Here is a 13,536-nt window from a genome sequence, read left to right on the forward strand (position 1 = left end):
TAGGAGGACATCAACATGGCAAGAAAGATGAAGTCCATGGACGGCAACACTGCGGCCGCGCACGTATCGTACGCGTTTACCGAAGTTGCGGGTATCTATCCGATCACCCCGTCCAGCCCCATGGCAGACAGCGTTGACCAGTGGGCTGCCGCAGGTCAGAAGAACATTTTCGGTACTACCGTTAAGGTAATCGAAATGCAGTCCGAGGCAGGTGCGGCGGGTACCGTACACGGCTCTCTGGCAGCAGGTGCGCTCACTACCACCTACACTGCTTCTCAGGGTCTTCTGCTGATGATCCCGAATATGTACAAGATCGCAGGCGAGCTGCTTCCGTGTGTATTCCACGTTTCCGCTCGTACCGTTGCATCTCATGCACTGAACATCTTCGGTGACCATTCCGACGTTATGGCTTGCCGCCAGACCGGTTTCGCTATGCTGGCTGAGACCAACCCGCAGGAGGTCATGGACCTTTCTGCAGTAGCACATCTGGCTACCATCAAGTCCCGTGTTCCGTTCATCAACTTCTTCGACGGCTTCCGTACCTCCCACGAGATCCAGAAGATCCAGGTTTGGGATTACGAGGATCTGAAGGAAATGTGCGACATGGATGCTGTTGAAGCATTCCGCAAGCGCGCACTGAACCCGGAGCACGCTATGATGCGCGGCTCTCACGAGAACGGCGACGTATTCTTCCAGCACCGCGAGGCTGCCAACAAGTACTACGAAGCTGTTCCGGGCATCGTTGAGGAGTACATGGGCAAGGTAAATGCCAAGCTCGGCACCAACTACCAGCTGTTCAACTACTACGGCGCTGCTGACGCTGACCGCGTTATCATCGCTATGGGCTCCATCTGCGACGTTGCAGAGGAAGTTATCGATTACCTGAACGCACACGGCGAGAAGGTCGGCCTGGTTAAGGTTCGTCTGTACCGTCCGTTCCGTGCTGACAAGCTGATCGCAGCTATCCCGGAGACCGCTAAGAAGATCGCAGTCCTCGACCGTACCAAGGAGCCGGGCTCCCAGGGCGAGCCGCTTTACATGGACGTTGTTACCGCTCTGGCTGATGCAGGCATCACCGATAAGGTAGTAACCGGCGGCCGTTACGGTCTGGGTTCCAAGGATACGCCCCCGTCCTCCGTATTCGCTGTATACGAGGAGCTGGCTAAGGCAGAGCCGAAGAAGATGTTCACCCTGGGCATCAACGACGACGTTACCTACCTCTCCCTCGAGGAGAAGCCGGCACCGAACACCGCAGCAGAAGGCACGACCGAGTGCAAGTTCTGGGGTCTCGGCGGCGATGGTACCGTTGGTGCGAACAAGAACTCCATCAAGATCATCGGCGACCACACCGACAAGTTCGTACAGGCTTACTTCCAGTACGACTCCAAGAAGACCGGCGGCGTAACCGTTTCGCATCTGCGTTTTGGCGACAAGCCGATCCGTTCTCCTTACTACATCAACAAGGCTGACTTCGTAGCATGCCACAACCCGTCCTACATCACCAAGCACTTCCCGATCGTGCGTGACGTTAAGCCGGGCGGCGTATTCCTCATCAACTGCCAGTGGTCTCCGGAAGAGCTGAGCAAGCATCTGGCAGCTTCCGAGAAGCGCTACATTGCTAAGAACAACGTTCAGCTTTACACCATCAACGCAATCGACCTCGCTATCGAGATCGGCATGGGCAAGCGCACCAACACCATTCTGCAGTCTGCATTCTTCGCACTGGCTAAGGTAATGCCGAGCGAGCAGGCTATCCAGTTCATGAAGGACGCTGCTACCAAGTCCTACCTGAAGAAGGGCCAGGACATCGTTGATATGAACCACAAGGCTATCGACATCGGCGCTACCGCATACCAGAAGATCGACGTACCGGCTGACTGGGCTGACGCACAGGACGAGGTTGATACCCGCGATCTGCAGGGCCGTCCGGAAGTTGTCAAGATGGTCAAGGACGTTATGGAGCCGATCGGCCGCATGGACGGCGACTCCCTGCCGGTATCCGCATTCGCAGGCGAGCATGTTGACGGCTCCTTCGAGCACGGCGCAGCTGCTTACGAGAAGCGCGGCGTAGCAGTTACCGTTCCGCAGTGGAACGAGGCTACCTGTGTTCAGTGTAACCAGTGTGCTTACGTCTGCCCGCACGCTACCATTCGTCCGTTTGCACTGACCGAAGAAGAGGCTGCTGCTGCACCGGCTTCCACCAAGCTGGTTGACATCAAGGCAGGCAAGGGCAAGGGCGTTTACAAGTACACCATGGCTGTATCTCCGCTGGACTGCATGGGCTGCGGCGTATGTATCGGCGTCTGCCCGACCAAGTCCCTCAAGATGGTACCGCAGGCAGAGGAAGCTGCTCAGCAGGATGCATTCGATTACTGCGTAGCAAAGGTTTCCGAGAAGGCCGACATGATCTCCACGAACTCCGTAAAGGATTCGCAGTTCAAGAAGCCGCTGCTTGAGTTCTCCGGTTCCTGCGCAGGCTGTGCAGAGACCTCTTACGCCCGCCTGATCACTCAGGTTTGCGGCGACCGTATGTACATCTCCAACGCTACTGGCTGTTCGTCCATTTGGGGCGGCCCGGCTGCTACCTCGCCGTACACCGTTGATGCAAACGGCCACGGTCCGGCATGGGCTAACTCCCTGTTCGAGGATAACGCAGAGCACGGCCTTGGCATGTACTATGGTCAGGAAGCTCTCCGTGAGCGCCTGATCTCCAAGCTGGAAGTTATGGCTGGCTCTGAGAACGCTACCGACAGCTTCAAGAACGCTGTTAACAGCTTCATGGATACCAAGGACAACGGCGCTGCTAACGCTGAGCCGGCAAAGGCACTGGTTGCAGAGCTCGAAAAGGGCGCAGCAGCAGGCTGCCCGGACTGCAAGGATGTTCTGGCTCACAAGGAATACCTCGCTAAGAAGTCCGTTTGGATCTTCGGCGGCGACGGCTGGGCATACGATATCGGCTTCGGCGGTCTGGATCACGTTCTGGCATCCGGCAAGGACGTAAACGTTATGGTATTCGATACCGAGGTTTACTCCAACACCGGCGGACAGGCTTCCAAGGCTACCAACATCGGCGCTGTTGCACAGTTCGCAGCTTCCGGTAAGACCACCAAGAAGAAGAGCCTTGCTGAGATCGCTATGAGCTACGGCTACGTTTACGTTGCACAGGTAGCTATGGGCGCTAACCCGGCTCAGACCCTGAAGGCCATCGCTGAGGCTGAGGCTTATCCGGGCCCGTCGCTGGTAATCGGCTATGCTCCGTGTGAGATGCACTCCATCAAGGGCGGCATGACCAACTGCCAGGCTGAGATGAAGAAGGCTGTTGACTGCGGTTACTGGAACCTGTTCCGCTTCAACCCGCAGCTGGCTGACGAGGGCAAGAACCCGTTCATTCTGGAGTCCAAGGAGCCCAAGACCGAGGATTACCGCAAGTTCATGATGGGCGAGGCTCGTTACTCTGCACTGACCCGTTCGTTCCCGGATCGTGCAGAGGGCCTGTTCGAGCGTTCCGAGGTAGAGTCTACCAAGCGTTACGCTCACCTGAAGCGCCTGCAGGATCTGTACGCTCCCGAGGCGTAAGATCGCGCAAAACGCTTGCTGAAATAGCATAATAAATCCCGCAGAGGTTTTCTCTGCGGGATTTTTTTGCGTTTATTTCGTAACATACGCGAATTGTATCCGATGTTAGACTTTACCATAGGGTGCGGCAAGGTGAATTGCCCGTCAGGGCAAGAGAAGGTGCCCTGGGGTGCGACCTCGGCGCACCGCCGGTAAATTCAGCTGCACACGCGCAATCGCAGGGGAGCACACTGTGCTCCCGCACCGTCGCCAACCGGGCGCAGACAAACGATTTTGCCGCTGCATGATACATTTCTGTTTCAAAATACAAAGAGATATATCCTTCCGGAAAAATTTATGCTATACTGAAACCAGATAAGACAGGCAGGACAATCGGATAGAGAAAGGCGGATGTTTATGAACAAAGATCTGCTCAAACGTGTGGGAATGTTGACGGCGGCAACTGCCGTCTGTACAGCTGGGGTTTTCGGGGCGCTGGCGGTGAATGGCTTGCGCTACATGAGGCCAACGACAGATAACTGGTGGCTGCTGCCGTGGGTCGCACCGGCGGCAAGAATCGAACAGTCCGTTATGGACTTCGGTGAGGGCGACCCGACCTACACTGTCACCGGATACGATGCACAGAACCGTGAGATTTGGTCGAGTACGACGTTCGGCAAGCTGGCATCGGTCGGCAGCAGCCGTGATGTGTACATCGGCAATACATCGGCGCGGTATTTCTTCGGTCAGGGCGGAAAAGCGGACTCGGTTTGCCAGTATGATGAACAGGGACGGCTTATCCGTATGGAAACCGACTATGGCGGCATATCGACGTATTACTACCGCGGCGATGCGACTGAAACGTATCTGGAGGAAACGCACAACGCGCAGGGCGCGTTGACCGGCCGCAAGATCACCGAAACCGACCCGCAAACAGGCAGTACCGTCACCAATATGGACATATACGAAGACGATGGTACCTATCTTGCCTCGCAGTACTGCATACTGGATTCGCATGGCAACATCGTAAAGCAAGTGCATGTCAGCGCGGGCGGACAGATGAGAACCTGTGACTATCAGTGGACGTATGACGATGCCGCGCGCACGGCCACCTGTGTGGACGAGGCGGAGGGCACGACCGAGAAATACTGGTATGACGAACAGGGACGCTGGATAAAAAATAGTAGAATTTTTCTCTCTGCCGCAAGATGATTTTAGGTCGGTTGAGGGATTAGAAAACGCCGGAAACCCGCATAAACTCTATGTTTTTGCGCGTTCTCGGCGTTTCTTTTATCGCCTGTGTTAGTGGTGCTTTTTCGGTAAATGGTGCCCAAATGGTGCCCAAATCCCACGCGGGGCTATAAAACGATATAAGAAGCGGTAAAGAGATACAGCGGTTAAAGCTCTAAATCGCTGCTCTTTTTCTTTGCCGCGCTCTTTGCTTTCTTCGGCTCGGCTTTCTCTGCCTTTGCCGGGTCTGCCTGTTTGACCGCCCCATGATAAGCGTCTAAGACTTCTTTTTTGCGTTCAAGCCGCACGTCCACATAACGGGCGGTAACAGCTTCAAAGTTCATAGACAGCCCAAGCGATACGCCGATACCCGCAAGTGTATGTCCTAACACTTCGCCTACGGTGTAGAAGTCGCCTGTCAGTTGGTGCATATTTGTAGCTGCTGTATGCCCTTACGGTATAATTACGACAAACCGGAAAAGCCCCGTATATCAAGGGTTTTCGGTTATCTGGCAAGGTTTTTCATCCTTTTCCAAACCGAAAAATCGAGCCGCGAAGTAGTTATTTCGTAGGGGGTGTTATAGTAACGACAAAAATAAAATACCGTTTGGGCGGGCTGTCAGCCCGTCCAAAAAATCAGGACATTTCCTCTGCAAAGAAGAAATGTCCTTTTTTTGTACCCAAAATCAGATGCCGACAGGAGGAACACAATGCCTGAAAAAACCGTGCAGAAGGAACCGGGCAAAAAGCCCGTGCCATCCAAAAAGCCGAAACCGCAGCAGGAAGTAGTTGTTCAGATTTCGCTCTCTGAGCTGCATCCGTTCCCGGATCACCCCTTTCAGGTGCGAGAGGATGCGTCCATGCAGGAAACCGCCGAAAGCGTCAAGGAATACGGCGTCCTCGTCCCCGCGCTGGCACGGCCACGGGAGGACGGCGGTTATGAGCTGATTGCAGGCCACCGCCGCAAACACGCCTGCGAGCTGGCTGGGCTGGCCACCATGCCAGTCATTGTCCGCGACATTGACCGGGACGCTGCCACCATCATCATGGTGGACAGCAACCTCCAGCGAGAGAACATTCTCCCCTCCGAACGCGCCAAAGCCTACAAGATGAAGATGGAGGCCATCAAGCGGCAGGGCGCACGGACGGATCTGACTTCGCCGAAAATTTCGGCGAAGTTCCGCAGCGATGATGAAGTTGGTCAGGATGCCGGGGTGAGCGGAGATACCATCCGCAACTACATCGCCTTGACGCAGTTAGTCCCGGAGCTTCAGCAGATGGTGGACGAGAAGAAAATCGCCCTCAGTCCCGCCTATCAGCTTGCGGCGCTGACACCCAAGGAACAAGGGCTGCTTCTGGAAACCATCGACAGCGAACAGGCCACCCCCTCGCTCTCGCAGGCGCAGCGGATGAAAAAGCTCAGTCAGAGCGGTGAGCTGAACGAGGACACCATGCTCTCCATTATGATGGAGCAGAAGAAACCGGAGAAGAACGACATCACCCTTTCCGGTGAAAAGCTCCGCAAATATTTCCCACGTTCCTATACCCCATTTCAGATTGAGAACACCATCTTCAAATTACTGGACGCATGGCAGAAAAAGCGCCAGCGCGATCAGAGCCGATGAGCGGACAAGCAGTTTGTTTGTCCGCTATTTTCATGCCAAAAGGAGGACGCCATGTATATCAACACATTCAAATATACCCCCAAGGATGTGAGCTGCCAGCTCTGTACCGAGTATGTGAAAAAGCTGGGCTGTACCGCCCTGCGTTGCCCGTGGCTGGCCGAGCGTATCGAGGCCGGTGTGGTCGGCTACCGCGAGGCAGTCTTAGAGACATTTCCCCATGAACGCCGCCTGTTCCAGCGCCTGAACCTGCTGATCAAGCACTATCCCGGAAGCCTTTGGAGCAACGAGCAGCATGAGCGCCGAATGCAGTATCAATGCGCCGTGCAGGGCTACCGCCGCCGCAGGGATACCAACGCCTACTATGCGGCCATGTACCTGCTGACTTCCAACGACGATATTTACCGCCGCACGGCAAACTGCTTCTGCAAGGACGGGATCGAGTTCGGCTATGCGGTGCTGAAAAACACCTCGCCGCACAACTACGCGCTGTTCATGGCGGCGCGTGACCTCTGCGACAAGACGGAGGCCGTCACAATGGCGGACTTGGCAGAACCGGAGGTCATTGACCCGGAGGCGCTGCGCCTGATCGTCAACGCCACTTTGATCGCCCGCTATGGGCTTGCCGCCTTTCAGATCAGAGCGCGAGGTGCCGAATATGAACGCTGATGATTTTGTCGGCGGGCACAGCATCCTTGCGCTGGAGCGCTTTATGGACGAAACCCGCCACATGATTATTTTTGATGTCCTGTCGTGGAAATCCCCCGTAGGCGAAAAGGGCGAACGGCTGCGACTGTTCCTCTCCGACGTGGGATACGCCAAGGCGCAGGCATCCGAGAAACGCGGAGAAATCAAAATCCGCAAACACGCCGCCGTTATTGAGGGGCATATCCTCCCTGACCGGAAAAAGCGGCGTCACTAAAATGATTGGAGGAATTACCATGAGCAGAGTAACAGAGCTGGAAAAAGCGCTGACCACGCTGTTCCGCAAGGGTACGGAGGTCGGCTACACGGAAACGGAGATCGACGAGTTTCTGGAAAACATCGACTATCACGCCCTGCTGCAAGCCGTTTGGAACAAGGCTGAAACGGTCTATGCCTACCGCGCAGACGGCAAAAATGCGCTGAGCTTGGACTATCGAAGCGCGGAGCTGTTCAAGCAGCGAGCGACGCTTCTCTATGAGGACGTGGGCGACAGCTATATCGGCGCGGTGTTTGCCGCCCGGTCGATGGAGCTGTGGCTGCTGGAGGATATGGGCTTTGCCGTCGTTGCCAAATTCAGCGTGAACGCTGGAGAAGGCGAATACGTCACCGAGTACCGTGTCTACAAGGGCAGCGATTGGGCGGACAGCGAGATTTCTCTGGATTTGGAGGACTTGGTGGCCGAGCTTGCCGCCCTGTGCGATCCCTATTACGAACACGAGCAGCCCATCTATGAGCTGTGATGTGGGAAAGGAGTGAAAACGGAGCGGCTTCCCCATGCGGGAAACCATTCAGAACACAAACGGCAAGCAGTTTCACGCCGTCAGCCTGTCCGGTGGCAAGGACAGTACCGCCATGCTGCTTTTGATGATCGAGCGCGGTATGTCCATCGACATGGTGCTGTCGGCGGACACCGGCATGGAGTTTCCCGAAATGTATGCGCATCTTGCCAAGCTGGACGAGCATCTTTACAGGGAGCGCGGCATCCATATCACTACGCTGCGGCATCCCAAGGGCTTTGAATACCTGATGTTCGATGAACCCAAGCAGAAGCCCCGCAGTCTGGAAAACCGTGCAAAACTGGGCATCCCGCCCTACGGCAACGGCTGGCCGGGAATCCGCGTCCGCTGGTGTACCGGGCTGCTCAAAACCCACCTCATCACCAAGGAAGTCAACCGGCTCAAAGGCGAGCTGGGCGCGCTGCATTATGTCGGCATCGCCGCCGATGAAGCGTGGCGCTGCAAGGATGAGCGGTATCCCCTCGTGGAATGGGGCATCACGGAGGCGCAGGCACTCCAAGCTTGCTATGACCGGGGCTTTGACTTCAGCGGGCTGTATGAGATATACCACCGTGCGTCCTGCTGGTGCTGCCCATTCCAGCGTATCGACGAGCTGCGGAAGCTGCGAAAGCATCACCCGGAGCTGTGGGAAAAGCTGCTGGAGCTGGATCGCCGTGCGCTGGCGCAGTTCGGCCCCGGCCCGCTGGGACAGTTCAAGCAGAACTGGAGCGTGGAGCGGCTGGACGAGCGATTTGCCAAGGAGGACGGTCAAACAGCCTGACCATTCTGCGGAAAGGATTGAAGCAATATGGCTGTATTTCGCGTTGAACGGACGCGGGATTACACGGTGATGTGCAACCATCACCTGAAAGACAGCAATCTTTCCCTGAAAGCCAAGGGGCTGCTCTCCATGATGCTCTCCCTCCCCGACGAGTGGAATTACACCACGCGGGGGCTGGCTACGATCTGCAAGGAGGGCGTGGACGCCATCGGGAAAACGCTCAAGGAGCTGGAGCTGGCGGGCTACATCATCCGCCGTCAGCTTCGCGGCAAGGACGGGCGCATTTCCGACACGGAGTACACCATCTTCGAGAAGCCCCGAAAGCCCTCTCCACCGGATACGACTTTACCAGATACGGAAAACCCGTATCTGGATAACCCGGATACGGAGGCACCGGATACGGATAATCCCGCGCAATTAAATACTAAGAAATCTAATACTCAAAAATCAAATACTGATCTATCAAGCACTCATTCATTCTTTCTGCCTGCGGCGGACGGAATGACGGACGGATTTGAGAAAAAAGCGGAGATCAGAGAGCAAATCGAATACGCCATTCTCTGTCAGCAGTATGACCGGATGCAGCTTGATGAGCTGGTGGAGATTATGCTGGAGGTTGCTATGAACCGCAGCCCCACAGTCAAGATCGGGCGGGATGCGGAGTATCCCACCGGCTTCGTCCAACAGCGCTTTGAAAAGATCACCTCCATGCATATCGAAAAGGTCATGGACGGTATCCGCGAGAACACCACTCGCGTTTGGAATACGAAAGCCTATCTCATGGCGGCGCTGTTCAATTCCGTTTCCACCATCGACAACCACTATGCCATGCTGGTCAATCACGATTTTCACGGCGGCCCCTAAAGGCCGTCATTTTTCATGCCCGATTCCGGGAGAAAGGATTTGATACCGATGAAACGCCCCCTTGCCTACATCACCGCTCCGTGGAGCGAGAACGAGTTTGAGAACACCGAAAATGCCGCCAAGTATTGCAGGGCGGTCTATGACGCGGGCTTTTCGCCCGTCTGCCCCACGCTGTTTCTGCCGCTGTTCCTGCGCGATGAGATTCCGCAGGAGCACAAGGACTGCATCGACATGGCGCGGGAGTATCTGCGCCGCGCTCGTGTGCTGGTGGTTTGCGGCGGCACCGTGAATGAAAGCGTGAAAAACGACATCGCCGTGGCCGAGCGCCTGCGGATCACCGCCACCACGCTGGACGGCATCCTGACCGTCAAGGGACAGGGGCGCAGAAATGAATGAGCATCTTCTGCACCGGCTGGTGGTACCGCCTTAGTGTCCCGGCGTTCTCCCTGCAAATCGGAGGAAAGGAGCGTGATAAGTCATGCAGGAAGAAGTTGAACAGAGAATCGTATCCCTGATGATCTCCTGCGGAAAGCTGGGCGAACAGGAATTTCGCAAAGCCATTGCCAAGCTGCTGGAGCAGCTGAAAAACGACCGCCAGAAGCATCAGTACAGCAAGGCCAATCCCCACGGAAAAATGACCGTCAAGCAGCTTGCCGCCAAGGATAAGGGATTGCAGAGCATTGAAGTCACCGATCAGAATATCGGCTCATTCAACCGGATTGCCCGGAAGTATGGCATTGACTTCGCTCCATTCAAGGTCAAGGGCGAAAAGCGATACATGGTGTTCTTCAAAGCGCCGGACGCCGACGCCATGACCGCCGCGTTCAAGGAATATACCGCCAAGCAGGTCAGAAAGGCGGAGCGCCCCTCGGTGCTGGAAAAGCTGCAACACTTCAAGTCGCTCATTCAGGCGGCTGTGGTAGACAGGACAAAGCGGAAGGAGCTGGAACGATGAAGCAAGTCAATGTCAAAAAGCTCATTCTTCCCAATATTCCGTATGTGTTCATCGCACTGCTGGCCACCAAGGTCAGCGAGGCGGTGCGGCTGGCTTCCGGTTCAGACGCTTCCACGAAGCTCCTGAACATTATGACCGGCCTGAACACGGCGTTTCACTCCCTTGTCCCCAGCTTTCATCCCATTGACCTGTGCGTGGGCGTTGCCGCCGCCATCGCCATTCGGCTGGCGGTCTATATCAAGGGCAAAAACACCAAGAAATTTCGCAAAAATCTGGAGTACGGCAGCGCCCGTTGGGGAACCGCCGAGGACATCAAGCCCTACGTCGATCCCGCATTTGAGAACAACATCATTCTCACGCAGACGGAGCGGCTGACGATGAACAGCCGCCCCAAAGACCCGAAAACGGCGCGGAACAAAAATGTCCTGATCGTCGGCGGCAGCGGTTCGGGCAAGACCCGCTTTTGGTTGAAGCCCAATCTGCTCCAATGCACATCAAAAACCTATCCCACCAGCTTCGTCGTCACCGATCCCAAAGGGGACATCGTGGTTTCCTGCGGCCATGCGCTGCAAAAGAACGGGTATCAGATCAAGATTCTCAATTCCCTGAACTTCAAGAAGTCCATGCACTACAACCCGTTCGCCTACATCCACTCGGAAAAGGACATTTTGAAGCTGGTCACGACGCTGATTGCCAACACCAAGGGCGAGGGCAAAGCCGGTGACGATTTCTGGGTGAAAGCGGAAACGCTGCTCTACACCGCCCTTATCGGGTACATCCACTATGAAGCGCCGGTGGAGGAACAGAATTTCTCTACGCTCATTGAGTTTATCAATGCGATGGAGGTGCGCGAGGACGATGAGGACTTCAAAAATCCGGTGGACTTGATGTTCGACGAGCTGAAAAAGCGCAAGCCAGACCACTTCGCCGTCCGCCAATATGCCAAATTCAAGCTAAGTGCCGGCAAGACCGCTAAGAGCATCTTGATTTCCTGCGGCGCACGGCTTGCTCCCTTTGACATTCAGGAGCTTCGGGAGCTGACGGCCTATGACGAGCTGCAACTGGACACGCTGGGCGACCGGAAAACCGCCCTGTTCATCATCATGTCCGACACGGATGATACCTTTAACTTTCTCATTTCCATGTGCTATACCCAGCTTTTCAATCTGCTTTGCGAAAAGGCAGATGATGTGTACGGCGGACGCTTGCCGGTTCATGTCCGCTGCCTGATCGACGAGGCCGCGAATATCGGGCAGATACCGCGACTTGAAAAGCTGGTTGCGACGATCCGTTCCAGAGAAATCTCCTGCTGCCTTGTCTTGCAGGCACAGAGCCAGCTTAAAGCCCTGTATAAAGACAGCGCGGATACGATTGTCGGCAACATGGACTGTTCCATCTTTTTGGGTGGAAAGGAACCCGGTACGCTGAAAGAGCTGGCGGCGGCGCTGGGCAAGGAAACCATCGACAGCTATAACACCGGCGAGAGCCGTGGCCGCGAGGTTTCCCATTCGCTGAACTATCAGAAATTGGGCAAGGAGCTGATGAGCGTAGATGAGCTTGCCGTGCTGGATGGCGGCAAGTGCATCTTGCAGCTTCGCGGCGTCCGCCCGTTTCTGTCCAACAAATATGATCTCACCAAGCATCCCCTCTACCGCTACACAGCGGATTATGACAAGAAATACGCCTTTGACATAGAGCGTTTTCTGTCCCATCGCCTCAAGCTCAAGCCGGATGATGCAGTTGAGGTGTATCAGGCAGACCTTTCCGGTGAACCTGTCGCCTGACGGCGGCAGCCTAATTTGACAACGACTCGATGAAACTTCGTGGAAGAAATGTACCCTCCAAAATCTAAAACATATTTTTCGGAGGTACTATTTATGGCTTTCTTTAATTCTGCTGTTGGTGTTCTTCAGACCCTCGTTGTGGCGCTGGGCGCTGGCCTCGGCATTTGGGGTGCGATCAATCTGCTGGAGGGCTACGGCAACGACAACCGTGCGATGCGTTCCTGACTGAAAAGGTCAGGCACAGGTCGAAGGACGAATGAAGTCCAAAACCTTGGAGAACTGATATTTCGATGGATGAAATGAGGGGGTAACGCCCCGAAGCGTCCACACTAATACTCCGACTGGCATAGGTGCGCAACCGCCGATTGTCAGAAGCTCGGTGAAGTCGGCAGAGAGATGCCGTAGTTTTGGCTGCAAGGCTGAAATCGAAAGCTGTCCAGAGGTGGATAGCGCATCCTATATGCCGGGTGTCAGCCGCACATGGTTAGTATGTATGGAAATACTGACGAACTTCTGAATGTACAAGTCTAAACGTTGATACCATCGAAACGGTGGTACTCCTTATACGGAGGTATTCGTGGACAAGTAAAAATGGTTGTTATGAAAGTCCATGTGCCGTTACAGGCGGCACGATTCGTAAAGAATTGAATACAGGCTTAGAGGAAGAACCTAAATGCGGCCCATGATAGAAATATCGGAACGCAGGAAGCTGAAAACATTTAGCCTGTTGCAAGGCTGCGAGATGGTGGATGGGAATACCTTCGTGAGAAGGCAATAACCATTCTTTGTTTCAGTGAAAGTAGTGGCGTAGTACCTATGAAGCCGTGAAAAAGTAAACGGTGGAGGAAAGGCCACAAGTCGAATTTGGCAAAAGAAGCACACACAAAGTGTCGCAAGCCCTGTATGACCAAATTCGATGGAACGCCGTGTGCGGTGAAAGCTGCACGCACGGTGTGGAGCCGGGGAAAAGCTGGAGATCATATCAAATGCTTACCTATGGCTATCTGGTGCTAAATCTCAGGGCATGAAGCAGTTCATGGCTAATTAAAGGGAACAAAAAAGAAAGGAAAACCAATCCAGACGGTATCAGCGGCAGGATACAAGAATAAATTGTGATTTCACAAGATTGGTGCTATAATAAGAGAAAAGTTCCTGCCGGGGCAGCCGCCCCGGTGGTATAGATAGAAAGGCAGGAAAACAATATGCACATCAGCTATAAGCCACTCTGGCACACACTGTTAGAGCGTGATATGAGGAAAGAGGA

General features: G+C 54.8%; 12 protein-coding genes and 2 pseudogenes. 13 read left to right on the plus strand and 1 reads right to left on the minus strand.

The genetic code is table 11. From position 1 onward, the window contains the following. The first annotated feature begins 15 nt into the window (after positions 1-15). The gene (nifJ, locus tag C7386_RS07470; RefSeq protein ID WP_116705166.1) at positions 16-3,576 is read left to right on the plus strand and encodes a pyruvate:ferredoxin (flavodoxin) oxidoreductase; all 3,561 of its coding nucleotides are present in this window, start codon (positions 16-18) and stop codon (positions 3,574-3,576) included. A gap of 396 nt (positions 3,577-3,972) precedes the next feature. Then, a complete protein-coding gene (locus C7386_RS07475) occupies positions 3,973-4,767 on the plus strand; it encodes a hypothetical protein (protein ID WP_116705167.1) in 795 nt (264 codons plus the stop codon). Between the two features lie 185 nt (positions 4,768-4,952). Here the strand turns inward: C7386_RS07475 and C7386_RS07480 are convergent, their stop codons facing one another. Beyond that, positions 4,953-5,216: a hypothetical protein gene (locus C7386_RS07480; protein ID WP_254175641.1), complete on the minus strand. Its 264-nt coding sequence runs from the start codon at positions 5,214-5,216 to the stop codon at positions 4,953-4,955. A gap of 279 nt (positions 5,217-5,495) precedes the next feature. Here C7386_RS07480 and C7386_RS07485 point away from each other — a divergent pair, with 279 nt between their 5' ends. The 11 genes and pseudogenes from C7386_RS07485 to C7386_RS13965 all read left to right on the plus strand — a co-directional run. After that, entirely contained in the window at positions 5,496-6,410 is a 915-nt protein-coding gene (locus C7386_RS07485) for a ParB/RepB/Spo0J family partition protein (RefSeq protein ID WP_116705168.1), read from the plus strand. Between the two features lie 51 nt (positions 6,411-6,461). Then, complete coding sequence (locus tag C7386_RS07490) at positions 6,462-7,076, plus strand: hypothetical protein (protein WP_116705169.1); 615 nt, start codon at positions 6,462-6,464, stop codon at positions 7,074-7,076. Next, positions 7,066-7,329, plus strand: a complete 264-nt coding sequence (locus C7386_RS07495) for a DUF5720 family protein (RefSeq protein ID WP_007883217.1) — start codon at positions 7,066-7,068, stop codon at positions 7,327-7,329. Before C7386_RS07490 ends, C7386_RS07495 begins: the two co-directional genes overlap by 11 nt. Before the next feature lie 19 nt (positions 7,330-7,348). Then, positions 7,349-7,852: a hypothetical protein gene (locus C7386_RS07500; RefSeq protein ID WP_007883215.1), complete on the plus strand. Its 504-nt coding sequence runs from the start codon at positions 7,349-7,351 to the stop codon at positions 7,850-7,852. Between the two features lie 34 nt (positions 7,853-7,886). Then, the gene (locus C7386_RS07505) at positions 7,887-8,669 is read left to right on the plus strand and encodes a phosphoadenosine phosphosulfate reductase domain-containing protein (RefSeq protein ID WP_116705170.1); all 783 of its coding nucleotides are present in this window, start codon (positions 7,887-7,889) and stop codon (positions 8,667-8,669) included. Between the two features lie 27 nt (positions 8,670-8,696). Beyond that, positions 8,697-9,533 carry a DUF6017 domain-containing protein gene (locus C7386_RS07510; protein ID WP_116705171.1) on the plus strand — a complete coding sequence of 279 codons (837 nt, stop codon included), beginning with the start codon at positions 8,697-8,699 and terminating at the stop codon, positions 9,531-9,533. 48 nt (positions 9,534-9,581) lie between these two features. Further along, entirely contained in the window at positions 9,582-9,929 is a 348-nt protein-coding gene (locus C7386_RS07515; protein WP_116705172.1) for a DUF7768 domain-containing protein, read from the plus strand. Positions 9,930-10,011: 82 nt separating this feature from the next. Next, positions 10,012-10,488, plus strand: a complete 477-nt coding sequence (locus C7386_RS07520; RefSeq protein ID WP_055270781.1) for a PcfB family protein — start codon at positions 10,012-10,014, stop codon at positions 10,486-10,488. Next, a complete protein-coding gene (locus tag C7386_RS07525) occupies positions 10,485-12,272 on the plus strand; it encodes a VirD4-like conjugal transfer protein, CD1115 family (RefSeq protein ID WP_116705173.1) in 1,788 nt (595 codons plus the stop codon). The genes C7386_RS07520 and C7386_RS07525 overlap by 4 nt, the downstream gene beginning before the upstream one ends. 93 nt (positions 12,273-12,365) lie before the next feature. After that, positions 12,366-12,494 (plus strand): annotated as a pseudogene (locus C7386_RS07530) (Maff2 family mobile element protein); the annotation flags it as partial. 890 nt (positions 12,495-13,384) lie between these two features. Beyond that, positions 13,385-13,536, plus strand: a pseudogene (locus C7386_RS13965) (helix-turn-helix domain-containing protein); the annotation flags it as partial.

The sequence above is a fragment of the Agathobaculum butyriciproducens genome (assembly GCA_003096535.1).
GTDB lineage: Bacteria > Bacillota > Clostridia > Oscillospirales > Butyricicoccaceae > Agathobaculum > Agathobaculum butyriciproducens.

What these genes read in the sequence shown, in the direction of transcription:
- C7386_RS07475 (WP_116705167.1), top strand. Translation starts at nt 3,973, where the DNA reads ATGAACAAAGATCTGCTCAAACGTGTGGGAATGTTGACGGCGGCAACT.
- C7386_RS07510 (WP_116705171.1), top strand. Translation starts at nt 8,697, where the DNA reads ATGGCTGTATTTCGCGTTGAACGGACGCGGGATTACACGGTGATGTGC.
- C7386_RS07515 (WP_116705172.1), top strand. Translation starts at nt 9,582, where the DNA reads ATGAAACGCCCCCTTGCCTACATCACCGCTCCGTGGAGCGAGAACGAG.
- C7386_RS07490 (WP_116705169.1), top strand. Translation starts at nt 6,462, where the DNA reads ATGTATATCAACACATTCAAATATACCCCCAAGGATGTGAGCTGCCAG.
- C7386_RS07505 (WP_116705170.1), top strand. Translation starts at nt 7,887, where the DNA reads ATGCGGGAAACCATTCAGAACACAAACGGCAAGCAGTTTCACGCCGTC.
- C7386_RS07520 (WP_055270781.1), top strand. Translation starts at nt 10,012, where the DNA reads ATGCAGGAAGAAGTTGAACAGAGAATCGTATCCCTGATGATCTCCTGC.
- C7386_RS07495 (WP_007883217.1), top strand. Translation starts at nt 7,066, where the DNA reads ATGAACGCTGATGATTTTGTCGGCGGGCACAGCATCCTTGCGCTGGAG.
- nifJ (WP_116705166.1), top strand. Translation starts at nt 16, where the DNA reads ATGGCAAGAAAGATGAAGTCCATGGACGGCAACACTGCGGCCGCGCAC.
- C7386_RS07485 (WP_116705168.1), top strand. Translation starts at nt 5,496, where the DNA reads ATGCCTGAAAAAACCGTGCAGAAGGAACCGGGCAAAAAGCCCGTGCCA.
- C7386_RS07525 (WP_116705173.1), top strand. Translation starts at nt 10,485, where the DNA reads ATGAAGCAAGTCAATGTCAAAAAGCTCATTCTTCCCAATATTCCGTAT.
- C7386_RS07480 (WP_254175641.1), bottom strand. Translation starts at nt 5,216, where the DNA reads ATGCACCAACTGACAGGCGACTTCTACACCGTAGGCGAAGTGTTAGGA.
- C7386_RS07500 (WP_007883215.1), top strand. Translation starts at nt 7,349, where the DNA reads ATGAGCAGAGTAACAGAGCTGGAAAAAGCGCTGACCACGCTGTTCCGC.